The sequence below is a fragment of the Methylobacterium hispanicum genome (assembly GCF_022179285.1).
GTDB classification, from domain to species: Bacteria; Pseudomonadota; Alphaproteobacteria; order Rhizobiales; family Beijerinckiaceae; genus Methylobacterium; species Methylobacterium hispanicum.
This window is the reverse complement of the sequence record NZ_BPQO01000008.1, coordinates 169,395-195,157: the sequence shown is the minus strand read 5'-3', so window position 1 is coordinate 195,157 and position 25,763 is coordinate 169,395. Positions and strand designations below refer to the sequence as shown.

Annotated in this window: 24 protein-coding genes and 1 tRNA gene; 12 read left to right on the top strand and 13 right to left on the bottom strand. The window is 72.5% G+C overall.

The annotated features are described in order from the left end of the window. Positions 1–23: 23 nt before the first annotated feature. From MFF56_RS11945 to lexA, 8 genes are all read left to right on the top strand, one after another. Positions 24–362 (top strand): hypothetical protein, encoded by a 339-nt coding sequence (locus tag MFF56_RS11945; RefSeq protein WP_066923277.1) that lies wholly within the window; start codon positions 24–26, stop codon positions 360–362. 133 nt (positions 363–495) lie between these two features. Next, positions 496–2,814, top strand: a complete 2,319-nt coding sequence (gene rnr / locus MFF56_RS11940) for a ribonuclease R (RefSeq protein WP_066923256.1) — start codon at positions 496–498, stop codon at positions 2,812–2,814. 79 nt (positions 2,815–2,893) lie between these two features. Further along, positions 2,894–3,532: an anthranilate synthase component II gene (locus MFF56_RS11935; RefSeq protein ID WP_066923259.1), complete on the top strand. Its 639-nt coding sequence runs from the start codon at positions 2,894–2,896 to the stop codon at positions 3,530–3,532. Between the two features lie 35 nt (positions 3,533–3,567). Further along, positions 3,568–4,581 carry an anthranilate phosphoribosyltransferase gene (trpD, locus tag MFF56_RS11930; RefSeq protein WP_066923262.1) on the top strand — a complete coding sequence of 338 codons (1,014 nt, stop codon included), beginning with the start codon at positions 3,568–3,570 and terminating at the stop codon, positions 4,579–4,581. Between the two features lie 9 nt (positions 4,582–4,590). Then, entirely contained in the window at positions 4,591–5,451 is an 861-nt protein-coding gene (trpC, locus tag MFF56_RS11925) for an indole-3-glycerol phosphate synthase TrpC (RefSeq protein ID WP_066923265.1), read from the top strand. A 6-nt stretch (positions 5,452–5,457) separates the two neighbouring features. Continuing rightward, positions 5,458–5,937 carry a cyclic pyranopterin monophosphate synthase MoaC gene (moaC, locus tag MFF56_RS11920; RefSeq protein WP_066923268.1) on the top strand — a complete coding sequence of 160 codons (480 nt, stop codon included), beginning with the start codon at positions 5,458–5,460 and terminating at the stop codon, positions 5,935–5,937. Then, positions 5,934–7,163 carry a molybdopterin molybdotransferase MoeA gene (locus MFF56_RS11915; RefSeq protein WP_066923271.1) on the top strand — a complete coding sequence of 410 codons (1,230 nt, stop codon included), beginning with the start codon at positions 5,934–5,936 and terminating at the stop codon, positions 7,161–7,163. The genes moaC and MFF56_RS11915 overlap by 4 nt, the downstream gene beginning before the upstream one ends. A 119-nt stretch (positions 7,164–7,282) precedes the next feature. After that, on the top strand, positions 7,283–8,008 hold the full coding sequence (gene lexA, locus MFF56_RS11910; RefSeq protein ID WP_066923274.1) for a transcriptional repressor LexA: 726 nt from the start codon (positions 7,283–7,285) through the stop codon (positions 8,006–8,008). Between the two features lie 7 nt (positions 8,009–8,015). On the opposite strand, the gene MFF56_RS11905 is transcribed toward lexA, so the two are convergent. After that, positions 8,016–10,259 (bottom strand): ComEC/Rec2 family competence protein, encoded by a 2,244-nt coding sequence (locus MFF56_RS11905; protein WP_238230049.1) that lies wholly within the window; start codon positions 10,257–10,259, stop codon positions 8,016–8,018. 185 nt (positions 10,260–10,444) lie between these two features. Here MFF56_RS11905 and gltX point away from each other — a divergent pair, with 185 nt between their 5' ends. Together gltX and gltA are read left to right on the top strand one after the other, a co-directional pair. After that, positions 10,445–11,866, top strand: coding sequence for a glutamate--tRNA ligase (gene gltX / locus MFF56_RS11900; protein ID WP_066919972.1), 1,422 nt, complete (start codon positions 10,445–10,447; stop codon positions 11,864–11,866). A gap of 221 nt (positions 11,867–12,087) precedes the next feature. Next, the gene (gltA, locus tag MFF56_RS11895) at positions 12,088–13,377 is read left to right on the top strand and encodes a citrate synthase (protein ID WP_066919971.1); all 1,290 of its coding nucleotides are present in this window, start codon (positions 12,088–12,090) and stop codon (positions 13,375–13,377) included. A gap of 70 nt (positions 13,378–13,447) precedes the next feature. Here gltA and MFF56_RS11890 read toward each other — a convergent pair whose 3' ends face one another. From MFF56_RS11890 to MFF56_RS11865, 6 genes are all read right to left on the bottom strand, one after another. Then, a complete protein-coding gene (locus MFF56_RS11890; protein WP_156453559.1) occupies positions 13,448–13,621 on the bottom strand; it encodes a hypothetical protein in 174 nt (57 codons plus the stop codon). 202 nt (positions 13,622–13,823) lie between these two features. After that, positions 13,824–14,846 (bottom strand): TRAP transporter substrate-binding protein DctP, encoded by a 1,023-nt coding sequence (dctP, locus tag MFF56_RS11885; RefSeq protein WP_066919970.1) that lies wholly within the window; start codon positions 14,844–14,846, stop codon positions 13,824–13,826. Positions 14,847–14,965: 119 nt separating this feature from the next. Then, entirely contained in the window at positions 14,966–15,892 is a 927-nt protein-coding gene (locus MFF56_RS11880; RefSeq protein WP_066919969.1) for a hydroxymethylglutaryl-CoA lyase, read from the bottom strand. Continuing rightward, positions 15,889–17,082, bottom strand: a complete 1,194-nt coding sequence (locus MFF56_RS11875) for a CaiB/BaiF CoA transferase family protein (RefSeq protein ID WP_066919967.1) — start codon at positions 17,080–17,082, stop codon at positions 15,889–15,891. The genes MFF56_RS11880 and MFF56_RS11875 overlap by 4 nt, the downstream gene beginning before the upstream one ends. A gap of 178 nt (positions 17,083–17,260) precedes the next feature. Next, entirely contained in the window at positions 17,261–18,133 is an 873-nt protein-coding gene (locus tag MFF56_RS11870; protein WP_066919966.1) for a BLUF domain-containing protein, read from the bottom strand. Between the two features lie 41 nt (positions 18,134–18,174). Further along, entirely contained in the window at positions 18,175–19,932 is a 1,758-nt protein-coding gene (locus MFF56_RS11865) for a putative bifunctional diguanylate cyclase/phosphodiesterase (RefSeq protein WP_238230048.1), read from the bottom strand. Positions 19,933–20,391: 459 nt separating this feature from the next. Here MFF56_RS11865 and MFF56_RS11860 point away from each other — a divergent pair, with 459 nt between their 5' ends. Next, a complete protein-coding gene (locus MFF56_RS11860; RefSeq protein ID WP_197430440.1) occupies positions 20,392–20,607 on the top strand; it encodes a hypothetical protein in 216 nt (71 codons plus the stop codon). A 51-nt stretch (positions 20,608–20,658) separates the two neighbouring features. On the opposite strand, the gene MFF56_RS11855 is transcribed toward MFF56_RS11860, so the two are convergent. The 4 genes from MFF56_RS11855 to MFF56_RS11840 form a co-directional block, all read right to left on the bottom strand. Further along, a complete protein-coding gene (locus MFF56_RS11855) occupies positions 20,659–21,699 on the bottom strand; it encodes a helix-turn-helix domain-containing protein (RefSeq protein ID WP_156453507.1) in 1,041 nt (346 codons plus the stop codon). A gap of 248 nt (positions 21,700–21,947) precedes the next feature. Next, positions 21,948–23,015, bottom strand: coding sequence for an ACR3 family arsenite efflux transporter (gene arsB, locus MFF56_RS11850; RefSeq protein ID WP_238230047.1), 1,068 nt, complete (start codon positions 23,013–23,015; stop codon positions 21,948–21,950). An 8-nt stretch (positions 23,016–23,023) separates the two neighbouring features. Continuing rightward, on the bottom strand, positions 23,024–23,461 hold the full coding sequence (arsC, locus tag MFF56_RS11845; RefSeq protein WP_066918111.1) for an arsenate reductase (glutaredoxin): 438 nt from the start codon (positions 23,459–23,461) through the stop codon (positions 23,024–23,026). After that, complete coding sequence (locus tag MFF56_RS11840; RefSeq protein ID WP_066918112.1) at positions 23,454–23,813, bottom strand: ArsR/SmtB family transcription factor; 360 nt, start codon at positions 23,811–23,813, stop codon at positions 23,454–23,456. The genes arsC and MFF56_RS11840 overlap by 8 nt, the downstream gene beginning before the upstream one ends. Positions 23,814–23,874: 61 nt before the next feature. Here MFF56_RS11840 and arsH point away from each other — a divergent pair, with 61 nt between their 5' ends. Beyond that, entirely contained in the window at positions 23,875–24,621 is a 747-nt protein-coding gene (gene arsH / locus MFF56_RS11835) for an arsenical resistance protein ArsH (protein WP_283207419.1), read from the top strand. 260 nt (positions 24,622–24,881) lie between these two features. On the opposite strand, the gene MFF56_RS11830 is transcribed toward arsH, so the two are convergent. Together MFF56_RS11830 and MFF56_RS11825 are read right to left on the bottom strand one after the other, a co-directional pair. Continuing rightward, a tRNA-Val gene (locus MFF56_RS11830) sits at positions 24,882–24,957 on the bottom strand. 57 nt (positions 24,958–25,014) lie between these two features. Continuing rightward, positions 25,015–25,734 carry an aspartate/glutamate racemase family protein gene (locus tag MFF56_RS11825; protein ID WP_066922242.1) on the bottom strand — a complete coding sequence of 240 codons (720 nt, stop codon included), beginning with the start codon at positions 25,732–25,734 and terminating at the stop codon, positions 25,015–25,017. Positions 25,735–25,763: the final 29 nt, after the last annotated feature.

Below are 25,763 nucleotides of genomic sequence, written 5' to 3'. Positions count from 1 at the left end.
GCCGAGGACAGCACGGGATGGACATGAACGCGAGCGTGGAGCGGGTGCGGGACGCCCTGGCCGAGTTGATCAAGGCGGCCCTGGTCTCGGACGACGGGAAGAGCCTCCGGTACCGGGAGAACGCCAGGGCCGCGCTCGCCGCGCTGGCGGCCGATCCGCCGGCCGCCGAGAGCCTGCGCATGGACGGAGCCTGGACGCTCGCGGTGCAGGCGGCCGAGGCGCCGGAGCTTCGACCGGAGGAGGGCCGGGTCAACCTGACCCTGCCGCGGCACTGTCCGTTCGCCCTGGACGAGATCCTGGCCGCGAGCTTCGACATCGACGCGGCCGTCGAGCGCATCGCGAAATCCGCTTCCACCGGCTGAGCTGTTGAGGGCGCCCGGCCCGACATTGCCGGAAACCTTCCCCGACACCATCTTGGGGACAGCCGGACCCTGCATTCCGGCCCCGAACTCAAACAGGCGCCGCCCTCCGGAGCGGCGCAGCGAGCCCGATTCTTTGGCCAAGCGCGCGACCGCGACTCCCACGCCCCTGCCCACCCGCGAGCAGATCCTCGCCTTCATCGCCGAGTCCAAGGACAAGGTCGGCAAGCGCGAGATCGCCCAGGCTTTCGGCCTGAAGGGCGCCGACAAGATCGGCCTCAAGCGCATCCTCAAGGAGATCGAGGGGGACGGCGAGATCTCCCGCTCCCGCGGCGGCCTCGCCAAGGCCGGCCGCCTGCCGCCGGTGGTGCTCTGCGATATCCGCTCCCGCGACCGGCACGGCGACTTCGTGGCGAGCCCGGTCGAGTGGACCGGCGAGGGCAAGCCGCCCACCATCGTGCTGATGCCGGCCAAGGGCGGGCGCCGGGACAAGCGGCCGGCCCCGGGCATCGGCGACCGGGCGCTGCTGCGCGTCGAGCCGGACGGCGAGGCCGAGGGCCGCTACACCGGCCGCGTCATCAAGGTGATCGGCAAGAACAGGGCCGAGATCATCGGCGTGTACCGGGCCGGCGCGCAAGGGGGCCGCATCGAGCCGGTGGAGAAGCGCGGCCAGGGCCGCGAGATCCTGATCCCGCCCGGCGAGGAGGGGGAGGCGCGCGACGGCGACCTCGTCAGCGTCAGCCTAGAGCGCGAGACCCGTTTCGGCCTGCCCCGCGGCCGGGTGCGCGAGCGCCTGGGCTCGCTCGGCTCCGAGAAGGCGGTGAGCCTGATCGCGCTGCACCTGCACAACATCCCGCACGTCTTCCACGAGAACACGCTCGCCGAGGCGGACGCCGCGAAGGCCGCGACGATGCGGGGCCGCGAGGATTGGTGCGAGAGGCCGCTGCTCACCATCGACCCGCCGGACGCCAAGGACCACGACGACGCGGTGATGGCCGAGGCCGATCCCGACCCAGCCAATCCGGGCGGCTTCATCCTCACGGTCGCGATCGCGGATGTCGCCGCCTATGTCCGCCCGGGCTCCAGCCTCGACCGCGAGGCGCTGGAGCGCGGCAACTCGGTCTACTTCCCCGACCGGGTCGTGCCGATGCTGCCGGAGCGCATCTCGAACGACCTCTGCTCGCTGCGCGAGGGTGAGAAACGCCCGGCGATCGCCGTGCGGATGATCGTCTCGGCGGAGGGCGAGAAGCGTCGCCACAGCTTCCACCGGGTGATGATGCGCTCGCGCGCCAAGCTCGCCTACGCGCAGGCGCAAGCCGCGATCGACGGGCGCCCGGATGCCGCGACCGAACCGCTCCTCGACGCGGCTCTGCGCCCGCTCTGGGCCGCCTACGCCGCCCTGAAGACCGCCCGCGACCGGCGCGGCCCCCTCGCCCTCGACCTGCCCGAGCGCAAGGTCTTGATCGGCGCCGACGGCCGGGTCGACCGCGTCGTCGTGCCGGAGCGCCTCGACGCGCACCGGCTGATCGAGGAGTTCATGATCCAGGCGAACGTCGCCGCCGCCGAGACCCTGGAGCAGGCACGCCAGCCCCTGATCTACCGCGTGCACGACGAGCCGGCGCTGGAGAAGATGCGGGCGCTCGGCGAGGTGCTGGCCTCGGTCGGCATCAAGCTGCCGAAGGAGGGGGCGCTCCGCCCCGCCCTGTTCAACCGGATCCTCGCCACGGCGGCCGAGAGCGAGCACGGCGTCTTCCTCAACGAGGTGATCCTGCGCTCCCAGGCGCAGGCGGTCTACGCGGCGGAGAACCTCGGCCATTTCGGGCTGAACCTGCGCCGCTACGCCCACTTCACCTCGCCGATCCGCCGCTACGCCGACCTCGTGGTGCACCGGGCGCTGATCACCGCGTGCGGGCTCGGCAAGGACGGGCTCCCCTCCGACATCTCGGTGCCCGAACTCGACCGGATCGGCGAGCAGATCTCGGCGGCCGAGCGCCGCGCCATGGCGGCCGAGCGCGAGACCATCGACCGGCTCATCGCCAACCACCTCGTGGACCGGGTCGGTGCGACCTTCTCGGGCCAGATTTCCGGGGTGACGCGCTCGGGCCTGTTCATCAAGCTCGACGAGACGGGCGCGGACGGCTTCGTGCCGGTCTCGACCATCGGCGCCGACTACTACCGCCACGAGGAGGGCCGCCACGCGCTCGTCGGCGAGCGCACCGGCGAGACCTTCCGGCTCGGCGACCGGGTGGAGGTGCGCCTCGTCGAGGCCGCGCCGAGCGCCGGGGCGCTGCGCTTCGAGCTGCTCTCGGAGGGCCGCGCCCGCTCCGGCGCCAAGCGGCCGGGTGCGAAGGTGGGGGCGAAGGCTTCGGCCGGGCGCCCGTTCAAGCCGAACCCGCCCGGCCGCCCCGCGGGCATCCGCACCACCGGCAACCGCCACCGCGGCTCGCGCCGCTAGGGGCTGCCGCGCCCCGCACCCGTTGACCCGGCGACGCGCACCGGCCACATCGGCGGAACGTTCCGGAAAGCCGCCCGCCATGGCCAACGTCCTCGTCATCGACAACTACGATTCCTTCACGTGGAATCTCGTCCACCTGATCGGCCCGCTCTGCGGCGCGGTCGATGTGGTGCGCAACGACCAGATCACCGTCGCGGGCATCCGGGAGCGGGCGCCGGACGCGCTGGTGCTCTCGCCCGGCCCCTGCACCCCGAACGAGGCCGGCATCTGCCTCGACGCGGTGAAGCAGCTCAGCGGCGAGATCCCGATCTTCGGCGTCTGCCTCGGGCTGCAGGCGATCGGGCAGGCCTTCGGCGGCGAGGTCGTGCGGGCGCCGACACCGATGCACGGCAAGGTCTCGACCATCCGGCACGGCGCGACGGGCATCTTCCGCGGCCTCAACGACAGCTTCGATGCCACGCGCTACCACTCGCTGGTGGTAGAGCGCGCGAAGCTGCCCGACACGCTCGGCGTGACCGCGGAGGCGGACGGGCTGATCATGGGGCTGGAGCACCGGGACCTGCCGGTGCACGCGGTGCAGTTCCATCCCGAGAGCGTGCTCTCGCACCACGGCAGCCGGATGCTCGGCAACTTCCTCGACATCGCGGCCGCCTGGAACGCCGAGCGGCGCCGCCCCGGGCATGCCGAGCGTGACAAGCGCGGTCCCGGCGTGCATTGACGCGCGGACCTGAGGCCGCACAGCACCCCGCGCGCATGGATTCGTTCAAGCCCCATCTGGCGAAGGTCGCGGGCGGCCTCGCGCTCGACCGCGCGGAGGCCCGCGCCGCCTTCGACGACCTGCTGTCGGGCGAGGTCACGCCCGTCCAGGCCGGCGCCTTCCTGATCGCCCTGAAGGTCCGCGGCGAGAGCCGGGACGAGATCGTCGGCGCCGTCGAGGCGATGCGCGCCCGCATGGTGCGGGTGGCGGGCGTGCCGGGCGCCGTCGACGTGGTCGGCACCGGGGGCGACCATTCGGGCAGCTACAACGTCTCGACGCTCGCCGCCCTCGTCACCGCCGCCTGCGGCGTGCCGGTGGCCAAGCACGGCAACCGCGCCGCCACCTCGCGCTCGGGCGCGGCCGACGTGCTCGCCGCGCTCGGCGTCAGGCTCGGGCTCCCGCCCGAGGGGCTGAGCCGCTGCCTCGCGGAGGCCGGGCTCTGCTTCATGTTCGCCCAGGCCCATCACGGCGCCATGCGGCACGTCGCGCCCGTACGGGCGGAGCTGCCGGTGCGCACCATCTTCAACCTGCTGGGGCCGCTCTCGAACCCGGCCGGCGTCGAGCACCAGCTCTTCGGCGTCTCGCAAGCCGCCTGGGCCGAGCCGCTGACCCACGTGCTGGCCGAACTCGGCAGCCGCCGGGTCTGGACGGTTCACGGCTCGGACGGGCTCGACGAGATCACGGTGACGGGGCCGACCGCGGTCGTCGCGCTGGAGGACGGGCGGATCTCGCGCTTCACCATCGACCCGCGCACGGTCGGGCTGCCGCTGCACGCCCTCGACGACCTGCGTGGCGGCGACCCCGAGCACAACGCCCGGGCGCTCGCAGGGGTGCTCGACGGCGCGCGCAACGCCTACCGCGACATCGCGGTTCTCAACGCGGGCGCCGCCCTCGTGGTCGCAGCCGCCGCCGGCACCCTGGAAGAGGGCGTCGTGCGGGCGCAGGATGCGATCGATTCGGGCGCCGCGCGCGCGACGCTCGCCCGCCTCGTCGCGGTCTCGAACGCCTAAGGAGCAGCGATGTCCTCCGCATCCACGCAAGAGGCCGTCCGGGACGATGCCGCGACGGACGCGTCCGAGCGCCCGAGCGTGCTCGCCCGCATCGAGGCCTACAAGCGCCGCGAGATCGCCGAGGCGAAGCTGCGCGTGCCGCTCTCCAAGCTCGAGAACCGCGTCGCCAAGGCCGAGCCGCCCCGCGGCTTCGCGGCGGCGATCCGCACCCATGTCGGGCAGGGCCGCCCGGCGCTCATCGCCGAGGTGAAGAAGGCCTCGCCCTCGAAGGGCCTGATCCGGGCCGATTTCGAGCCCGCCGCGCTCGCGAAGGCCTACGAGGCCGGCGGCGCCACCTGCCTGTCGGTACTTACCGACGAGCCCTCCTTCCAGGGCCGGCCCGAATACCTCACCGCGGCGCGCAAGGCCTGCGCGCTGCCGGTCCTGCGCAAGGATTTCCTGTTCGAACCCTACCAGGTCTACGAGGCCCGCGCCTGGGGCGCCGACTGCATCCTCGTCATCATGGCCTGCCTGGAGGACGAGGAGGCCGAGGCCCTCGTGGAGAGCGCCCACGACCTCGGCATGGACGCGCTGGTCGAGGTGCACGACGCGGCCGAACTCGCCCGCGCCATCCCGCTGGGTGCGGCGATGATCGGCGTGAACAACCGCAACCTGAAGACCTTCGAGGTCTCCTTCGAGACCGCGATCCGCTTGGCGCCGGGCATCCCGCAGGACCGCATCGCGGTGGCGGAGAGCGGCATCTCCACCCACGCCGACGTGCGGCGCCTGCGCGAGCACGGGCTCGACACGGTGCTGGTCGGCGAGAGCCTGATGCGGCAGGCCGACGTCACGGCCGCGACCCGCGGCCTGCTCTTCGGCGACAAGGCCTGAGGGAGCATGAGCGGCCTCACCCATCTCGACGCCAGCGGCGCGGCCAACATGGTCGACGTCACCGACAAGGCGGCGACCGACCGTACCGCGACCGCCGAGGGCTGCGTGGTGATGCGCCCCGAGACCCTGGCGCTGATCCGCGAGGGCGACGCCAAGAAGGGCGACGTGATCGGCACGGCGCGGCTCGCCGGCATCATGGCCGCCAAGCGCACCCACGAACTGATCCCTCTCTGCCACCCGCTGCTCCTCTCGAAGGTCCGGGTCGATTGCGCGGTCGACGAGGCCCTGCCGGGCCTGCGCGTGACCGCCGAGGTGCGGGTGCAGGGCCCGACCGGCGTCGAGATGGAGGCACTGACCGCGGTCTCGGTCGCCTGCCTCACGGTCTACGACATGGTGAAGGCGGTCGATCGCGGGATGCGCATCGAGGGCGTCCGGCTCATGGCCAAGGACGGCGGCCGCTCGGGCGCCTACAGGGCCGAGGCGTGAGCGGGCCGATCCCGGTCGCGGAGGCGCTTGCCCGGATCCTGGCGAGCGTGCCCGGGCCGGTCGAGGCCGAGGACGTGCCCCTCGCCCAGGCCGCCGGCCGGTCCCTCGCCGTGGACGTCGCGGCCACCCGCACGCAGCCGCCCTTCCGGGCGTCGGCCATGGACGGCTACGCGGTGCGCGCCCAGGACGCCGGCCGCGCCGGCGCGATCCTGCGGCGCGTCGGCACCAGCGCGGCGGGCCACGGCTTCCGCGGCGCGCTCGAGGCGGGTGAGGCGGTGCGGATCTTCACCGGCGCCCCCGTGCCGGAGGGCGCCGACGCGATCCTGATCCAGGAGAACGCCGAGGCGGAGGACGACACGGTGCGCGTGCTGGAGCCGGTCGTGCCCGAGCGCTTCGTCCGCCGCGCGGGGCTCGATTTCTCGGCCGGCGACACGCTCCTTCGGGCGGGCGAGACCCTCGACGCGCGCCGCCTCGCGCTCGCGGCCGCGGCCGGGCATCCCGTGCTCGGCCTGCGCCGCCGCCCCCGCGTCGCGATCCTGGCGACCGGCGACGAGCTGGTCCTTCCGGGCGCCGCGCCCGCCTGGGACCAGATCGTCGCCTCGAACACCTTCGCGCTCTCGGCCCTCGTCGGGTCGGCCGGCGGCGAGCCGGTCGATCTCGGCGTGGTCCGCGACGAGCACGCCGCCCTGGAGGAGGCCTTCCGCCGCGCGCGCGGAGCCCGGGCCGACCTTCTGGTGACGCTAGGCGGCGCCTCGGTCGGCGACCACGACCTCGTCCAGGCGGCGCTGGCGAAGGAGGGGCTGGAACTCGGATTCTGGCGGGTGGCGCTGCGCCCCGGCAAGCCGCTGATGCACGGCCGGCTTGGGCCCATGCTGGTGATCGGGTTGCCCGGCAACCCGGTCTCCTCGATCGTCTGCGGCCTGCTCTTCGTCCTGCCGGCGATCCGCGCCCTGCTCGGCGATCCGAACGCGGGGGCCGACCGCAGCGAGCCGGCGCTCCTCGGCCGCGACCTCGAGGCCAATGACGGTCGCCAGGACTACATGCGGGCGACCCTGCGCACGGCGCCCGACCGCCTGCCCGAGGCGACACCGGAGCGGCGCCAGGATTCCTCGATGCTGGCGGTGCTCGGCCAGGCCGAGGCCCTGCTGATCCGCGAGCCGCACGCCCCGCCCGCGCGGGCGGGCGATCCCTGCCGCATCATCCGCCTGGATCGCCGGCTGGTCTGAAGCTCATCGAGGGGCGCCGCGGAACACCCCGCTTGCGGAACACTTGCGGAACGTTTAACGTGTTCGTGGTTTGTTTCCGAAGCCGCGATTCCGCCTGCCCCGAATGCGAGTGCTGCCCGATGCTGACGCGTAAACAGCTGGATCTCCTGCGCTTCATCCAGCAGCGGATGCGCGAGAGCGGCGTGCCGCCCTCCTTCGACGAGATGAAGGACGCGCTCGACCTCAAGTCGAAGTCGGGCATCCACCGGCTGATCACGGCGCTCGAGGAGCGCGGCTTCCTGCGCCGCCTACCGAACCGGGCCCGCGCCATCGAGGTGATCCGCCTGCCCGAGAGCCTCGGGCCCGCGACGGCCGCGGCAATGCCCGAGCCGCGCCGCTTCACCCCGAGCGTGGTCGAGGGCGGCCGGGCCAAGGCGGCGCCGCCCCGGCCCACCACCACCCAGTTCACCGACGAGCAGGGCCGCGCCGTCTCGATCCCGGTCATGGGCCGGATCGCCGCCGGCACGCCGATCTCGGCGATCCAGAACCAGAGCTCGGCCATCACACTGTCGCCGGACTTCCTGGCGGGCGGCGAGCACTACGCCCTGGAGGTGCGCGGCGACTCGATGGTCGAGGCCGGCATCCTCGACGGCGACCTCGTGGTGATCCGCAAGCAGGACACGGCCAACACCGGCGACATCATCGTGGCGCTGATCGACGACGAGGAGGCCACGCTGAAGCGCCTGCGCAAGCGCGGCTCCTCGATCGCGCTGGAGGCTGCCAACCCCGCCTACGAGACCCGCGTGCTCGGGCCCGACCGGGTGCAGATCCAGGGCCGGCTCGTCAGCCTCGTGCGCCGCTACTGAGCGGGCATCACGGATCGGGGTCGTCCGGCGGGCCGGGCGTCTCCTCCTGCGCGGGCTCCGCGGTCTCCGGCCGCGGGGCCTTTTCCGTCTGCGGGGGCGGCCGCGCGGCCGGCCACCAGGGCGCGGACCGGGCGGGATCGCGGGCGTGGTGCACGGCGAGCGAGCCGCCCGCGGCGACGCGCAAAGCCGTCGCACCGTGCCGGGCCAGATAGGCCCGGTCGATCACCAGGGCGGCGGCGCAACCGGGTGGCGCGGCGAGGCCCGTGACGATCACGGCGGCGCGGGCGCAATCCTCCGCGAAGGCGCGACGGTCGCGCACCAGGGCGACGGCGCGCCCGTCCGCGAGGTGTCCGACGCAGCCGAGCCGGTCGCAGGTGCCGCCGCCCAGATCCGCGGGCTTTCGCCCGTCGCCGTCCGCCTTCAGCCACTGCTCGAGCACGAAGCCCGAGGGGCGCCCGAGCGTGATCAGCCGCCCGTCCGCACCGCGCAGCGCCGCCCCGCCGCCCTGCCGGTCGACGTAGAGGTCGTGGCGCTCCGGAGCCGCCGCGAGGGCGAGCCCGCAGGCGCCGGGCAGGAGCGCGAGCCAGCGCAGGCCGGAGACCGGCAGCGTCGCGAGCAGGAGCGCGGCGGCCAGCAGCCCGAGGGCCGCGCTGCCGAAGGCCGGCACCACCAGGGTCGCGCCCCCGAAGCCCTCGATCCACCCCGAGATCGCCAGCATCCCCCGCACCGCCTGCCCCATCAGCCACCAGACCGGCAGGTCGAGGGCGAAGGGGTAGGCCAGGATCCCGAGGACCGCCGCCGGCATCACCGCGAGCGAGACCAGCGGCAGGGTCAGCGCGTTGCCGAGCAACCCGAAGGGCTGCACGGTCTGGAAATGGTAGGTGGCGAAGGGCGCGGTCGCGACCTGCGCCACCAGCGTCGTGGCGAGGGTGCCGATCACCGCGGCCAGCACCGCGCCGTAGAGCCGGCCGATCCGTCCCGCCCCCGGCTGCCGGAACAGGGCCCCGCCCACGAGCCGCGCGCAGGCGATGAGCCCGGCCACCGCCCCGAACGACATCTGGAAGCTCGGGCCGAGCAGGGCCTCGGGCTCGCGGGCGAGCGCGACGAGCGCCGCCAGCGCGAGGTTGCGCATCGAGAGGGCCGGACGATCGACCAGGATCGCGCCCAGCATGATCAGCGTCATCACGAGGGAGCGCTCGGCCGCGACGTCCCAGCCGGAGAAGATGCAGTAGGCGGTGACGCCGAGCATCGCGACGGCGGCCGCGATCTTCTTGATCGGCCAGAACAGGGCGAGATGCGGCACCAGCGCCAGCCCCGCCCGGATCAGCCAGAACACCACGCCCGCCGCCAGCACCATGTGAAGCCCCGAGATGGAGACGACGTGGTAGATCCCCGCCGCCCGCAGGGTCTCGCTGGTGGCGGGCGCGATCAGGCCCCGCTTGCCGGTGACCAGCGCCGCGGCCACCGCGCCGGCCTGGCCCCCCGTCGCCTCGGCGATGCGCCGGGTCAGAGCGTTGCGCGCCGCGTCCACGAGGGCGGCGAGGCGCGCGGGCAGGTCCGGTTCCTCGGCGGGCGGCCGCACCACGATCTTGCCGGTCAGCGAGCCGACGGCGCCGATGCCGCGGAACCACGCGTCCCGGGCGAAATCGTAGCCGCCGGGCCGGGCGGCTTCCGGCGGCGGCAGCAGGCGGGCGCTCGCCTCGATCGCGTCGCCCGGCTTCACGGGCGGCGCCTTCCTGAACGACACCCGCACCCGCCGCGGCGTCTCCTCCGGGCGGAGCGCACCGAAGCGGGCGACGCGGACCACGAGGCGTGCGCCCTCCTCGCGCTCCTCCAGGGATTCGACGCGGCCGGCGAGCGGCCCGATCGTGGTGCGGACGAGGACCGGGCCGGCGACGCGCGAGACCCGCCACGCGGCGGCGGCGAAGCCCAGGAAGGCCGCCGCCAGGAGGAGGGCGAGCGCCAGGGCCGCGGGCCGGGTGCCGAGCCAGGGCGTCAGCGCGAGGCAGAGGGCGGCCGCGGCGAGCGGCGCGGCGAGGACGGGCGCGCCGTCCGCGACGCCGAAGAACAGCAGGATGCCGGCCCCGAAGGCGACCGCGAGCCAGGGAAACAGCCGCCGCTGCGCGGCCTCCGTGGCAAGGCTGCGACCGATCCAGCCGCGCAGAGCCGGCAGGGCGAGGCCGGGCGCGCGGCGCAGGGGGATGCCCAGCGCGAGGCTCCCGCCGCTCCCCCGCGCGCCGATCCGCTCCATGGCCCGGGCCGTCCGTCACGGGCGGTGAACATTCACGCCGCGTCAACGCTTTCTTAACGCATCGGCGGGGCCATGCTACAGCCACCGCCGCCGCGCCCCACAGGGCCGGCCGCCCCGTTCCCGTTCGCCCGCGAGCCCGCCCGTCTTCCAAGGACCCGCGCGCTGCTACCCGCACCCCGAGATCGATGTCGTCACCCGTCGTCACGCGCTTCGCGCCCTCGCCCACGGGCTACCTCCATATCGGGGGCGCCCGCACCGCGCTGTTCAACTGGCTCTACGCCCGCCACCACGGCGGCCGGATGCTGCTGCGCATCGAGGACACCGATCGCGAGCGCTCGACCCAAGGGGCGATCGACGCGATCCTCGACGGGATGCGCTGGCTCGGCCTCGACTGGGACGGCGAGGTGGTGTTCCAGTTCGCCCGCGCCGCCCGGCACCGCGAGGTGGCCGAGAGCCTGCTGGCCTCGGGGAACGCCTATCGCTGCTACGCCACGGCCGAGGAGCTGACCCAGATGCGCGAGCGGGCCCGCGCGGAGGGCAAGCCGTCCCGCTACGACGGGCGCTGGCGCGACCGCGATGCCGCCGAGGCGCCGGCCGGCGCACCCTTCGTCATTCGCCTGCGCGCCCCCACCGAGGGCGAGACCGTGGTGGAGGACGCGGTGCAGGGCCGCGTGACCTGGGCCAACCGCGACCTCGACGACCTCGTCCTGCTGCGCTCGGACGGCACGCCGACCTACATGCTGGCCGTGGTGGTGGACGACCACGACATGGGCGTCACCCAGATCATCCGCGGCGACGACCACCTCACCAACGCCGCGCGCCAGAGCCAGATCTACCGGGCGATGGGCTGGGCGGTGCCGGCGATGGCCCACATCCCGCTGATCCACGGGGCGGACGGGGCCAAGCTCTCGAAGCGCCACGGGGCGCTCGGCGTCGATGCCTACCGCGACCTCGGCTACCTGCCGGCGGCGCTGCGCAACTACCTCGTGCGCCTCGGCTGGAGCCACGGCGACCAGGAGGTGTTCTCGACCGACGAGATGGTGGCGGCCTTCGACCTGAAGGCGGTCGGCCGCTCGGCCGCGCGCTTCGACTTCGCCAAGCTGGAGAACCTCAACGGCCTCTACATCCGGGGCGCGGCGGATGCCGACCTGCTCCGCGCGATCGAGGCGATGCTGCCCCATGTCGGCCCGGCCCGCGGCCTCTCGGCGCCGCTGCCGGACGACCTGCGCCGGAAGCTGCTCGCGGCGATGCCGGGGCTGAAGGAGCGCGCCAAGACCCTGATCGAGCTCCTCGACAGCGCCTACTACCTCTACGCCCCGCGCCCGCTCGCGCTCGACGAGAAGGCCAGGGCTCTGCTCGGCGCGGACGGCAAGGCGCGCCTCGCCGCGGTGCTGCCGGCGCTGGAGGCCCTGCCGGACTGGGACGCCGCAGCGACCGAGGCCGCGGTGCGCGCCTTCGCCGAGAGCGCGGGCGTGAAGCTCGGGCAGGTGGCGCAACCCTTGCGCGCAGCACTCACCGGCCGCACAACGTCCCCGCCGCTCTTCGACGTGATGGCGGTGCTGGGCCGGGACGAGAGCCTCGCACGGCTGCGCGATCAGGCCGCTTAAGGGGCCGCCGGGCCGCACGGAATCGGCCGCGCGGTCCGGATTTCGCTAGGCGTTCCGGGGCGGATGTCACCCGCCCCGTTGCTGGCGTCCGACCGATCCGCTAACCCGATGCACCTGTGAGCACCTGCAGCAAAATGCTGACGGTGCCCGAGTGCGGACCGCGGCTTCGGGCCGCGGCGCGCAGCCGGCAACGCACCCTCGCCAGGAGAGGTCCACGTCCCATGAGCGCAACCAGCAGCATTACCGTGGACGGGAAGCAGGTCGAGCTTCCGGTTAAGAAGGGGACCATCGGTCCGGACGTCGTCGATATCGGCAAGCTCTACGCGCAGACCGGTGCCTTCACGTTCGATCCGGGCTTCACCTCGACCGCCTCCTGCGAGTCGAAGATCACCTACATCGACGGCGACGAGGGCGTGCTGCTCTACCGCGGCTACCCGATCGAGCAGCTCGCCGAGAAGGGCGACTTCCTCGAGACCTGCTACCTGATGCTGTTCGGCGAATTGCCGACCGACGCCCAGAAGGCCGACTTCGACTACCGGGTCACGCGCCACACCATGGTGCACGACCAGATGAACCGCTTCTTCTCGGGCTTCCGGCGCGACGCGCACCCGATGGCCGTGATGGTGGCCTGCGTCGGCGCGCTCTCGGCCTTCTACCACGACTCGACCGACATCTCGGACGAGCAGCAGCGGATGATCGCCTCGATCCGCATGATCGCCAAGATGCCGACGCTGGCCGCGATGGCCTACAAGTACTCGATCGGCCAGCCCTTCGTTTACCCGAAGAACGAGCTCGACTACACCTCGAACTTCCTGCGGATGTGCTTCGCGGTGCCGTGCGAGGAGTTCCAGGTCAACCCGGTCTTCTCGAAGGCTCTGGACCGGATCTTCATCCTGCACGCCGACCACGAGCAGAACGCCTCGACCTCGACGGTGCGGCTGGCCGGCTCCTCGGGCGCCAACCCCTTCGCCTGCATCGCGGCCGGCATCGCCTGCCTGTGGGGCCCCGCGCATGGCGGCGCCAACGAGGCGGCGCTGAAGATGCTCACCGAGATCGGCACCCCCGACCGGGTCGATGCCTACGTCGCCAAGGCGAAGGACAAGAACGACCCGTTCCGCCTGATGGGCTTCGGCCACCGGGTCTACAAGAACTACGACCCGCGCGCCCGCCTGATGCAGGCCACCACCCACGCGGTGCTGAAGGAACTCGGCAAGCAGGACGACCCGCTGCTCGAGGTCGCGATGAAGCTCGAGGAGATCGCCCTCAAGGACTCGTACTTCATCGAGAAGAAGCTCTACCCGAACATCGATTTCTACTCGGGCATCACCCTCAAGGCGATGGGCTTCCCGACCGACATGTTCACGGTCCTGTTCGCGGTCGCCCGCACGGTCGGCTGGATCGCGCAGTGGGCCGAGATGATCGAGGACCCGTCCCAGAAGATCGGCCGGCCGCGCCAGCTCTATATCGGCCCGGACCGGCGCGAGTACGTTCCCCTGGATCAGCGGGGCTGAGCGGGCAGCGCACCCCGCGGACGCGTGAAGACGGGCTGCCGACCTCGGTCGGCAGCCCGTCGCGCGTGTCCTATCGGCGCTGGAACGGGATGATGTTGCCCGCAGGGCGCGTCGCCACGGTGCCCGGCACCGGGCCCGCCAGGATTCTGCGGCGGCGGAGGGCGACGGCGATCAGCCGCTTGGCCTTCAGCGAGAAGCGTCGCCGACGCAGCCAGTTCGGTATAAGCTCGCCACGCTGATCCATTGTCCGCCCCGTCGTCGCACCGCGATACAGCCTGCGAACAAGGCACGGGACGCGGCGGCGTAAAATGCCTGAGCGTCCCAATTTTCGGGCTCTGCATCCCACTGCACGGAGTTGAACTGCGGAGCCGGGCCCGGGGCGCGCCCCGGCAGGCGGGCCTACGGACGGTGCCCCGCCCGCCTCCCGGCCGCGTCGAGGCCGTGGCTCACGCGACCTGCTCCGCGAGCTTCAGAAGCTCCGCGCAGCGAGCGTTCTTGGCCGAGAAATCCTTCCAGGCGGTGTCGCGGGCGAGTTCCTTCCACTTGGCGATGTGCGCGTCGGTGAGGTCGTGGACCTTGGCACCGCGGGCCGCGTAGATCTTCACGATCTCCTCGTCGTCGGCCTTCGCGGCCTCGAAGGAGAACGCCTCCATCTCCTGGCCGACGTCGCGGACAGCCTGTCGCTGCTCGGGGGTCAGCGCGTCGAACGTCGCCTTCGACATGATCAGCGGCTCCAGGATGAACCAGAACGAGCGCCCGCGCCCCGCGGTCAGGTTCTTGGTCATCTCGTCGAGCCGGAAGGAGATCAGGCTGGTCGAGGCGCTCACCGCCGCCTCCAGGGCGCCGGTCTGCATGCCGATATACATCTCGCTCGAGGGCATGGTGGAGACGATGCCGCCGGCCGCCTGGAACATCATGTCCATCTCGCGCCCGCCGCCGCGGATCTTCACGCCCTTCACGTCGCCGGGCTCGAGGATCGGCTTCACCCGCGAGGCGACCGCGCCCGACTGCCAGACCCAGGTCAGGATGATCACGCCCTTGTCGCTGAGCGTCTTGGCGAGTTCCTCGCCGATCCGGGCGGTGCGCCACCGGGCGGCCTGCTCGTAGCTGGAGACGAGGGCCGGCATCAGCGCGAGGTTGGTCTCGACCACCTCGCCGCCCGCGTAGGAGAGCGGCACGAGGCTCATGTCGAGTGCGCCCTTCCGCACGGCGCTGAACTGGGCGAGCGTCTTCATCAGCGAGGAGGTCGGGTAGACCTGCACCTGCAGGCTGCCGCCGGTGCGCTGCTCGACCGCCTGGCCGAAGCGGCGGGCGATGCGGTCGCGGGCATCGCCCTGGTCGATCGTGCCGCCCGGGAACTGGTGCGACAGCTTGAGGACCTTCGGGCTCTGCGCCCGCAGGACGGCCGGGCAGGCGAGGAGGCCGGCCCCGGTCGCGGCGGTGGCGAGCAGGCTGCGTCGTGTGATCATGGGGTTTCCTCTCCGAGACGGGGACGCGGCTCCCTGCCGGCGGCCTTCGGGGCCGGCCGGGTCGCGTCGCATGTGCGGGGCCGCCCCCGGAAGGGACAGCTTCTCCGCGAGAATGGGGCTCAGGCGGCCTTGAGTGGGGGCGCCGGGTGCAGGTCGCAGGGCCGGCCGGCCTTGGCGACCTGACCCGGCACGTCGTGGCCGACGAGGCGCGGCAGGTCGCGCGCGAGGTCGATGAGGGCCGCGAGGTCGAGGCCCGTGGCCAGCCCCATCTCGTGGGCCATGCTGACGAGGTCCTCGGTGCAGATGTTGCCGGTGGCCCCCGGCGCGAACGGGCAGCCGCCGAGGCCGCCGAGCGCCGCATCGAAGCGGCGGGCGCCCGCTTGGTAGGCGGCCAGCACGTTGGCGAGGCCGAGGCCGCGGGTGTTGTGGAAGTGCAGGGTCAGGCCCGCCGCGCCGACCGAGGGCAGCACCCGCTCGACGAGGTGGGCGACCTGGCGCGGGTTGGCCATGCCGGTGGTGTCGGCGAGCGTCACGCCATCGACGCCGAGCGCGCGATACCGCTCCACCTGGGCCAGCACCTTGTCCACCGGCTGGTCGCCCTCGAACGGGCAGCCGAAGGCGGTCGCGACGGTCGCGTTCACGCCGACGCCCGATCCCCGGACCGTCTCCACGATGCGCGCGAAGCCCTCGAGCGAGGCGGCGGGCGTCATGCCCATGTTGGCGCGGTTATGCGTCTCGCTCACCGAGGCCACGAGGTTGATCTCGTCGACCTTGGCCTGGAGCGCCCGCTCGGCGCCCCGCGGGTTCGGGACGAGCGCCACGTAGACCGTGCCGGGGCGGCGCGTCAGCCCGGCGAAGACCTCGGCCGCGTCGGAGAGCGCCGGCACCGCTTTGGGCGAGACGAAGGAGGAGACCTCGATCCGGCTGAAGCCGGCGGCGGCCAGCGCGTCGATCAGCCGGATCTTCTCGGCCGTCTCCACGAAGACGGGCTCGATCTGGAAGCCGTCGCGGGTGGCGACCTCCTGGACGATCAGCGTCTCGCTCATGCCACCGCTCCCGTCGCGCGCAGGCGGGCGATGCCCTCGGCGTCGAGGCCGAGATCGCCGAGGACCGCATCGGTGTGCTCGCCCAGCGCCGGCCCCTGCCAGCGCACCTCGCCGGGGGTCTCGGAGAGCTTGGGCACGATGCCGGGCATCTTCACCTGCTGGCCGCCCGGCAGGTCGGCGGAGAGGATCATCGCGCGGGCCTGGTAGTGCGGGTCGGCCACGATGTCGGCCACCGAGTAGATCCGGCCGGCCGGCACGTCGGCGGCGTCGAGGGCTGCGAGCGCCTCCTCGACGGTGCGCGCGGCCGACCAGTCGCTGATCACGCCGTCCAGCATCGCGGCCTGTCTCGAGCGGCCGTCGTTGCTGCGAAGCGCCGGGTCCTCGGCGAGGTCGGCCCGGCCGATCATCGTCATCAGCCGGCGGAAGATCGGATCGCTGTTGCCCGCGATGACGACGTAGCCGCCGTCCTTCGTCGGATAGGTGTTGGAGGGGGTGATGCCGGGCAGCGCGCCGCCGCTGCGGGTGCGGACCTCGCCCAGCAGGTCGTACTCGGGAACGAGGCTCTCCATCACGTTGAACACGCTCTCGACGAGCGAGACGTCGATGACCTGGCCCGCACCCTGGCCCATCTTCACCCGGAGCAGCGCCATCAGGGCGCCCATGACGCCGTGGAGCGAGGCCAGCGTGTCGCCGATGCTGACGCCGACCCGGGCCGGGGGCGCCTCGGGGCTGCCGGTGGTGTAGCGGATGCCGCCCATCGCCTCGCCGATGGCGCCGAAGCCCGGGCGGTCACGGTAGGGCCCGGTCTGGCCGTAGCCCGAGATGCGGACCATCACGAGGTTGGGGTTGAGGGCGGAGAGCACGTCCCAGCCGAGCCCGAGCTTCTCCAGGCCGCCGGGGCGGAAATTCTCGATCACGACGTCGGCGCTCTGGGCGAGTCGCCTCACGACGTCGAGGCCCTCCGGCGACTTCAGGTTGACGGCGATCGACTTCTTGTTGCGCGACTGCAGGTACCACCAGAGCGAGGTGCCCTCGTGCATCTTGCGCCATTTGCGCAAGGGGTCGCCCTCGCCCGGCGGCTCGACCTTGATCACCTCGGCGCCGAACTCGGCCATCAGGCGCGCGGCGAAGGGCGCGGCGATGAGCTGGCCGAGTTCCAGCACGCGGATACCGCTCAGCGGCCCAGGCATGGCATCTCCTCCGTATGGCTTCGAGCATTCCATACCGGAGGTGACAGCGGTCGATCCAACCGTATTTCGGCATGTTGCGTTCGCACAAATCGAACGCTCGCCGTCGAAAGCCCGGCCGATCCGGCCCCGCGGGGCTCGTACCCGCCCCGTCCGAAGCCCGCCGGCCCGGTATCGCCCGTCAGGCGATGGCGCGGACGGCGACCTCGGCGCGGCCTGCGGCGGCGGGGGCGTCCTCGGCGACGGCGCTCGCCTCCCGGCTCATCGCGCTCGCCAGCACCTGCGCCCGCCCGGCCCAGAGGTCGCGCTCCCCGCGGAGCGTCGCGGCAAGCTCCTGCTCGATCGCGAGCGCGATCCGCACCGTGTCGAGTTCGTTGCGCAGGTCTGTCGTGATCTGGCGTTCCTGCGCGAGGGCCGCGCGCAGGACGGCGAGGGCCGCCTCGGGCCTTGCCGTCACGGACCCGGCCGCCTGTCCGGAGGCCGGCATCGCGCCGGCGTCCCGGACGGCCTGCGGCGCCCGGAAGGCCTGCGGCAGCTCCGCCCGGACCCGCTCCACGTCCAGGCCCGGGCCGGGCCCGCCCTCCTGCCGGGACGGCTCGGCCGGGGGGCTCGCGGCGGCCGGCAGGCCCTCCTCCTCCAGCACCAGCCCGTGCAGCATGGCGAAGACGGCGTCGCCGTCGAGCCGCGTCAGGTCGAACCCGCTCGCGGCCGCGATGCCGTCCCAGCGCGTGCGGCCCGCCTCGGACTGCCCGACGAACGCCATCGACCAGTTCGTGAAGGTGCGGCTCTCGACCAGACCGCATTGCAGCACCGTGACGTCGCCGTGGCGCGGATCGCACTGGATGCGCTCGAAGGTGTTCTCGACCCCCTCCCTGGGACCCTCGAGCACCTGCGCGAAGGCGCCCGCGTTGAACATCAGGGCGCCGGTGACCGCGACCCCGGCGTTGTTGCGCCGGGAGGCGTCGAGGATCTGCGAGACGGCCGCCGCGATCTCGGCATCCGATCCCTGCAGGAGGTTCTTGCTGGCGTAGACGAGACGGTACAGGTCACTCACGGCGAAGGGCTCCAGCGCGGCGGAAGGGCGGGTCGGTCGGCTCAGCGGGCGGCGATGAAGGCCAGGACCTCGGCGGCCGGGATGGGCCGGCTGATGAGGTAGCCCTGCACGTCGGTGCAGCCCTCCGCCCGGATCCGCTCCAGCTGGTCGGCCGTCTCGACGCCCTCGGCGACCGTCGTCATGCCGAGGCTCCTGCCGAGGCCGGCGATCGCCCGGATGATCGCCTCGCCATCCCCCTTGCCCGCGCCCTTGCCGGCGCCCTTGCCCGCGCCCGTGAGGTCGCTGACGAAGGAGCGGTCGATCTTGATCTTGTCGAAGGGGAAGCTGCGCAGGTAGCTCAGGGACGAGTAGCCGGTGCCGAAATCGTCCATCGACACGCGCACGCCGAGTTCCCGCAGGCGGTGCAGGGTCTGCAGGGTCCGCTCGCTCTCGTGCAGGAGGACGCCTTCGGTGATCTCCACCTCGAGGCGCGTGGCGGGCAGCCCGGAGGCGGCGAGGGCCGACATGACCATCTCGACCAGGCGCTCGCTCTTGAACTGGGCCGGCGAGACGTTGACGGCGACGGAGAGGGGCGCGGGCCAGCCGGCCGCATCGCGGCAGGCCTGCCGCATGACCCACTCGCCGATCGGCACGATGAGGCCGATCTCCTCGGCCAGCGGGATGAAGTCGAGGGGCGAGACCATGCCGCGCACCGGGTGCTGCCAGCGGATCAGCGCCTCGCAGCCCACGAGGCGGTCGCCCTCCAGCTGGAGCTGCGGCTGGTAGTGCAGCTGGAACTCGCGCCGGGCGAGCGCCTGGCGCATGTCGAGCTCGAGCCGGCGGCGCGCCTGCATGCGCGCGTCCATCTCCGGCTCGAAGAACCGGTAGGTGGCGCGCCCGTCGAGCTTGGCCCGGTAGAGCGCGAGGTCGGCGTTCTTCAGGAGCGTGTCGGCCTCGGTGCCGTCGCCCGGGGCCAGCGCGACGCCGACGCTGGCGCCGATCGTGAGCAGGTGCCCGTCGACCATGTAGGTCCGGCCGATCAGGTCGACGAGGCGGCGGGCGAGCGCCTGCGTGTCGGAGGCCTCGCCGACGCCGGTCTGCAGGATGACGAACTCGTCGCCGCCGATCCGCGCCACGGTGTCGGTGGGCCGCACGGTCGAGCGCAGGCGGTCGGCGACCTTGCGCAGGAGGGCATCGCCCATCGGGTGGCCCAGCGTGTCGTTGACCGGCTTGAACCGGTCGAGGTCGATCAGCAGGACGGCGCAGGCCTCGCCCATCCGGCTCAGGCGCGCCAGGGCCTCCGTGAGCCGCTCGCGCAGGAGGAGGCGGTTCGGCAGGCCCGTGAGCGGATCGTGGCGGGCCATCTCCTCGGCCTGGGCCTCGGCGGCCCGGCGCGCCGTGACGTCCTCGAAGGCGACCGCCCACCGCCCGCCCGCCACGGGCTGCAGGTGGATCTCCAGGCGCTGGCCCTGCAGCGTCACCTCGAAGGTGCCGGCCGTCGGCGGGGCGAGGAAGCGCGACAGCTGCGCCCGCACCACGCTCCAGCCCGCGCCCGCACGGTTCCGCGCGACGCGCAGGATCTGCCGGAGGGAGGATCCTTCCGCGAGGGAGGCCTCGCGGCCGCCGAGGAGCCCCAGGCTCCGGCCGGAGGCGAGGACGACGCGCCCGCGCTCGTCCACGAGCAGCAGGCCGTGGCGCATCGCATCCAGGTAGGGCAGCAGAGCCGCGACGACGGCCGGCTCCGGCGCGGCGCGCCCGGCTCCGGCCTCGGCAGAATCCTGGGCAGCGGGACCGAGCTGAGTGCGTAGCGTCGCGGCCATGTCGAAGCAGCCCAATCTCTCGTTCGAGATCGTCCCGACCGAGCCGATAAGCTTACTGCATGTAAAAATCTAAATTTTGACTTAGGGTGGACGGGTGGGCGAGGCTCTAGGTTCGCGAAAAATGGCTGCTCCGGCCGAAAGCACGATCCTGAGGCAGCACGCTAACCTATCTTAGTCTAGCTCTCGACCATCACGCAGCCGAGATATGAGTGCCGTATGCCGCCCCGGCGCAGTCGCAGACCCGCCAGGTGCGTCGCGTGTGCCGGAACCTCGGCGGCCTGCTTCCGGGGAGCCGCCATGCCGCGGCGTTCGGTCGCCGCCCCCCAGGGGCCTGACGCGAACGAAATCGACGCCGTCGATACGGACTATCGACGGCATCTGTTTGAATGATGCTGCAGCGCAGCGCAAATACGCTCTCGGAACGGGCATCGGCCCGAAAACACGAGAGAGACCCGCATTATGACCCTTCGCACCTTCGTCCTCGGCGCCCTCGCTTCCGCGACCGTCATCGGTTCCGTCAGCGCGGAGGAGCGCCTCACCGTCACGCCGACGCTCTACCGTGAGCTGGCCCGGGCCACGGCCTCCGTCCGGCCCGCCGCCGAGCTCACCACCACGCCGCGCCTGGTTCCGGCCGCTCCCGCGAAGCAGCGCGTCGCCGAGGCCGCCGCCCGCTGACGCGGCCCTTCATGCTCCCGAAAGGCCTGCCCCGGGGCGCCGGGGCGGGCCTCATGGACGGGAGCGCGGCACCGTATCCTCCAGCTCGTCGTACCATCGGTGCGCCAAGCCTCTGTCGGGCCGGGGCGCGGATGGTGCGCGGCGCGCACGCTCGCGCCTCCAGGCGGCCGGCGTGTCGCCGAACAGGTCCCGGAAGCTGCGGCTCATGTGGGAGACGGACCTGAAACCGCAGTCGAGCGCCAGCCGCTCCAGCGAGCGGAGTTCGAACGGGTCGGCGAGCGCGGCCCGCATGGCGGCCAGGCGCATCTCCCAGACCCGCCGCATGATGCCGCCGGATCGATCGAAGGCCCGGTACAGCGTCGCGCGCGAGACGCCCAGGCGCCCCGCGATGAAGGCCGGCGTGAGATCCGGCGCGGACAGGTTGCGGGCGATCACCCGCTCGGCGAGCTCGACCAGGCCGGCATCGAGTTCCGCCCCCTCGAGCACGTCGCGGCATCCCGACGGATCGTAGAGGCGCCGGACGAAGCCGAGCACGTCCGAGGCGAGCGCTGCCGCGTCGTCGGTCCCGGGCTCCCGGATCTGGCGGCAGAGCGCGACCAGCCGCGCGACGAGCAGGCGATTGCGCTCCGGATCGAGGCGGACGGGGGCCGTGGCGGGATCGACCCCGGTGAGCAGGGCTCTCGGAATGGTCAGGCCGAAGGCGCTCGAGGGTGCGCCGCGCATGTGCATCTGCTTGGCCATGTCGACGGCCATAACCCGGTTCGGCTGCCGGACCACGGCCTGGCCCGCGAGCACACCTTCGAGGCCGCCCACGGGATAGAGCATCATGGTGAAGTGATCGGGCGTGCTCGCCGCCGAGACGCGATCCCGGATCATGACCTGTGCGTTGAACGTCATGCGGCTGAACAGGACGCCGTCCAGCAACGTGCACGCGAGGGTGCCGCGCGGCGTCGGGCCGCCCCTGGCGCGCTCGACCCGGACCATCGGCGCGAGGAGACCGCGCCATTCGGAGAAGGCCTGCTCGTCCGGCAGGCCGTCCGTGCTGAAGGCGAGCGTCGGCGGAGGGCCGCCCCGCCCATCACCGCGCGTCATCTGGTCGGCCATCGTCGCCACGTATCGCCCGGCCCGCGAGCGCCCCGCCCCGAATGCCGGCCTGACCCGGACGGGGCGTGTCCCGGCACCGGGCATGTCCCGCACTATGCCAGATTTCTGCTGGACCGACAGGCGCATCGTCGGCGGGCGGGTTCCGCGCCGGCATCGAGGAGCCGGCGCCCGGCACGACGATCCCGGTGGGGGGAGAGGGGATCCGCGATCGCCGGGGTGATCAGCCGGAAACAGGATCAGATCTCGCGGGAGACGGGCTTCAGCGCTGCTCCCTTGCCAGTGGCGCCGCGCTCGTACCATCCCCGGCTCCGGTTCACGATCCACACGACCGAGAGCATGACCGGGACCTCGATGAGGACGCCGACCACGGTGGCGAGCGCCGCGCCGGAGTTGAAGCCGAACAGGCTGATGGCGGCGGCCACCGCGAGTTCGAAGAAGTTCGAGGCGCCGATCAGCGCCGAGGGGCCGGCGACGCAGTGCTGCTCGCCGGCGGCCCGGTTGAGGACGTAGGCCAGTCCCGCGTTCAGGTAGACCTGGATGAGGATGGGCACCGCCAGCAGTGCGATGACCGCGGGCTGCGCCAGGATCTGCCCGCCCTGGAAGCCGAACAGCAGCACCAGCGTGGCCAGGAGGGCGACGAGCGACACGGGTCCGAGACGGGCGAGCAGCCGGTCGAGGGCGGCCTGTCCGCCCGAAGCGAGGAAGCTGCGGCGCACGACCTGGGCGACGATCACCGGGACGACGATGTAGAGCGCCACCGACAGCACCAGCGTGCCCCAAGGCACCGTGATCGCCGAGAGCCCGAGCAGCAGGCCGACGATGGGGGCGAAGGCCACCACCATGATGGTGTCGTTGAGCGCCACCTGGCTCAGGGTGAAGTGCGGCTCGCCCCGGGTGAGGTTCGACCAGACGAACACCATCGCGGTGCAAGGCGCCGCCGCCAGGATGATGAGGCCGGCGATGTAGCTGTCGATCTGGTCGGCGGGCAGGTAGGGCCGGAACAGGTGGCCGACGAAGAGCCAGCCGAGCGCCGCCATCGAGAAGGGCTTCACGGCCCAGTTGATGAACAGCGTCACCCCGATCCCGCGCCAGTGCCGGCCGACGTGGCGCAGCGAGGCGAAGTCGATCTTGAGCAGCATGGGGATGACCATGAGCCAGATCAGGACGGCGACCGGCAGGTTCACCTCTGCGATCTCGGCCGCGCCGACGGCGTGGAAGACGCCCGGCATGACGTGCCCGAGGGCGATGCCGGCCACGATGCAGAGGGCGACCCAGACGGTCAGGTAGCGCTCGAAGGTGCTCATGGGCTTCCTCAGGCGGTGGCGACGCGACGGCCGTGCGCGTCGATGACGCGCTCGCCGTCCTCCTTCATGAACGCACCCTGCTGGGCCGGCAGGAGGTCGAGCACCGCCTCGGAGGGCCGGCACAGGCGCACGCCCTTCGGGCTCACCACCAGCGGCCGGTTGAGCAGGATCGGGTGCGCCTCGATCGCGTCGAGCAACTGCGTGTCGCTCAGCGCCGGGTCCCCGAGGCTCAACTCGGCGTAGGGGGTGCCCTTCTCGCGCAGCACGTCCCGCACACCGAGTCCCGCGCGGGCCAGCAGCTGCTCGATGAGCGCCCGGCTCGGCGGCGCCTTCAGGTACTCGACGACGTGCGGCTCGATGCCGGCGTTCCGGATCATCGCCAGCGTGTTCCGCGAGGTGCCGCAGGCGGGGTTGTGGTAGATGACGACGTCGAACGCCTCAGGCATTGAGAGCTTCTCCGACAGGGCAATCGCAGGCGGACAGGGCGGCGACGGCCGGAGCGCAGACCTCGGGCCGGCCCTGGCAGCAGTCGCGCATCAGGAAGGCGATCAGGTTGGACAGGCCGGCGTAGGCGGCGCTGTAGATGATCGACTTGCCCTCGCGCCGGGAGGTGATCAGGCCGGCGTGCGAGAGTTCCTTCAGGTGGAAGGACAGGTTGGTGCTCGTGGCCCCGACCTCGATCGCCAGCGCCCCAGCCGCGAGGCCGTCCGGACCGGCGGTGACGAGGGCGCGCACGACCCGGAGCCGGTGCTCCTGGCCGAGGGCCGCGAAGGCCGCGAGGGCTTGCCGTTCGTCCATCGCTTGTTCACTAATGATCCAACAAATCAACCTTCGTTGAAGCGTAGAGAACGAGGACGTCTTGGACAAGCCCCAGCAGCCCTTTGTCGATGGGATCCCGAACCTCTCCGAGGCGCATTTCGCGGTGCCGACCGCCGAGCGGCTGCAGGTGCCGGCCGCGTTCACCCACGCGCCGCGCTTTCTGATCCTCTACGGCTCGCTCCGGGCGCGCTCGTTCAGCCGGTTCCTGGCCTACGAGGCGGCCCGGCTCTTGGAGGCGATGGGCGGCGAGGTCAGGCTCTTCCACGCCCACGGCCTGCCGCTGCCCGACGACGCGACGGCCGACCACCCGAAGGTGCAGGAGCTCCGACGGCTCTCGATCTGGTCCGAGGGGCAGGTCTGGGTCTCGCCGGAGCGGCACGGCAACCTGACCGGCGTGATGAAGAGCCAGATCGACTGGCTGCCGCTGAGCGAGGGCTCGGTGCGGCCGACGCAGGGGCGCACGCTCGCGGTGATGCAGGTCTCGGGCGGCTCCCAGTCGTTCAACGCGGTGAACAGCCTGCGGGTGCTGGGCCGCTGGATGCGGATGATCACCATCCCGAACCAGTCCTCGGTGCCGATGGCCTACGAGGCGTTCGACGACGCCGGCCGCATGAAGCCGGGGCCGCTCTACGACCGCGTGGTCGACGTCTGCGAGGAGCTGATGAAATTCACCCTCCTGACGCGCGAGCGGGCCGACTACCTCGTCGACCGCTACAGCGAGCGCAAGGAGCGGGAGCCGGAGCGCCTGAAGGCCGTGGCCGCCGACATCGGGTTCGGGAAGCGGTAGAGACCTTCAAGCCATCGCATGCGTGATTTGGTGTGCTTGGAGTGGGCGGTGATGCACCCCAAAAACGGGCGGAAGAGGAGTCATGAAGGGGGTGGATACGGGGAGCCGTCCGCCTCTACGGCCCCGGGCGCTAAGGAGGGAAGCCCACACCTCGGTTGATATGCCCATTGGGGTGCGTGCACCCCAGCTGCTCTGCACCCTCGATGCATCCCAAGGCGCAACTCCGGGGTGCAGAGCCCAACGGACGGGATCGATTTGATTGGTGGGCGGTGACGGGCTCGAACCGCCGACCCTCTCCGTGTAAAGGAGACGCTCTACCAACTGAGCTAACCGCCCCGCGGCGGCTCGCTTGGTACGGCAACGTGTGGGCCGGTGGCAAGCGCCACCGCCGCCTCACGACGCCTGGAGGAGGTTTTCGAGCGAGGCCGAGAGGCCGATGCTCGGGACGGGATCGGCGGCGCGGTGGGGCGCCCCGAGGGCGGTGGCCAGGACGGCCCGGGTGCCGGCCTCGACCGAGCAGATCACCGGGCAGGGCACCTCCGGCTGAATGCGCGTGGACAAGCCCGCCAAGCCGGCGCCGCCCAGGATTACCGCCTCGGCGCCGTCCTCCTCGGCACAGGCCCGGCAAGCGGCGGCAAGCTGGGCGAGCGCGCCGTCGGGGTCGCGGGCGATCTCACCGCCGGTCGGCGCCACGGCGCGGATCCCGGCGAGCTGCGCGCCGAGGCCCTGAAGCGTGACGAATTCGGTCAGCATCGCCGGCCAGTTCACACCGCCCGTCACGATGCCGAAGCGGCGTCCCCCCACGGCGGCGGCCCGGCAGGCCGCCTCGGCCATCCCCACCACGGGGACCGGCGAGACCTCCTGCAGCGCCGGCAGACCCGGATCGCCGAAGCAGGCGAGATAGACCGCGTCGCAGCCCGCGACGTGCTCGGCCAGCGCGTCGAGGGCGGCGTGGCCCGCCACCGCCACCGCGGCGCGGGTCGCGATGTAGCGGGCCCCGAAGCGGCCCGTGACCGGCACGACGGTCGCCTCCGGGGCGATCCGGCGCACGTGGCCGGCGACCAGATCCGTCACGGAGGCGGTGGTGTTCGGGTTGATCAGCAGGATGCGCATGGATCGCAGGGGAGATCGCGTCGGGCATG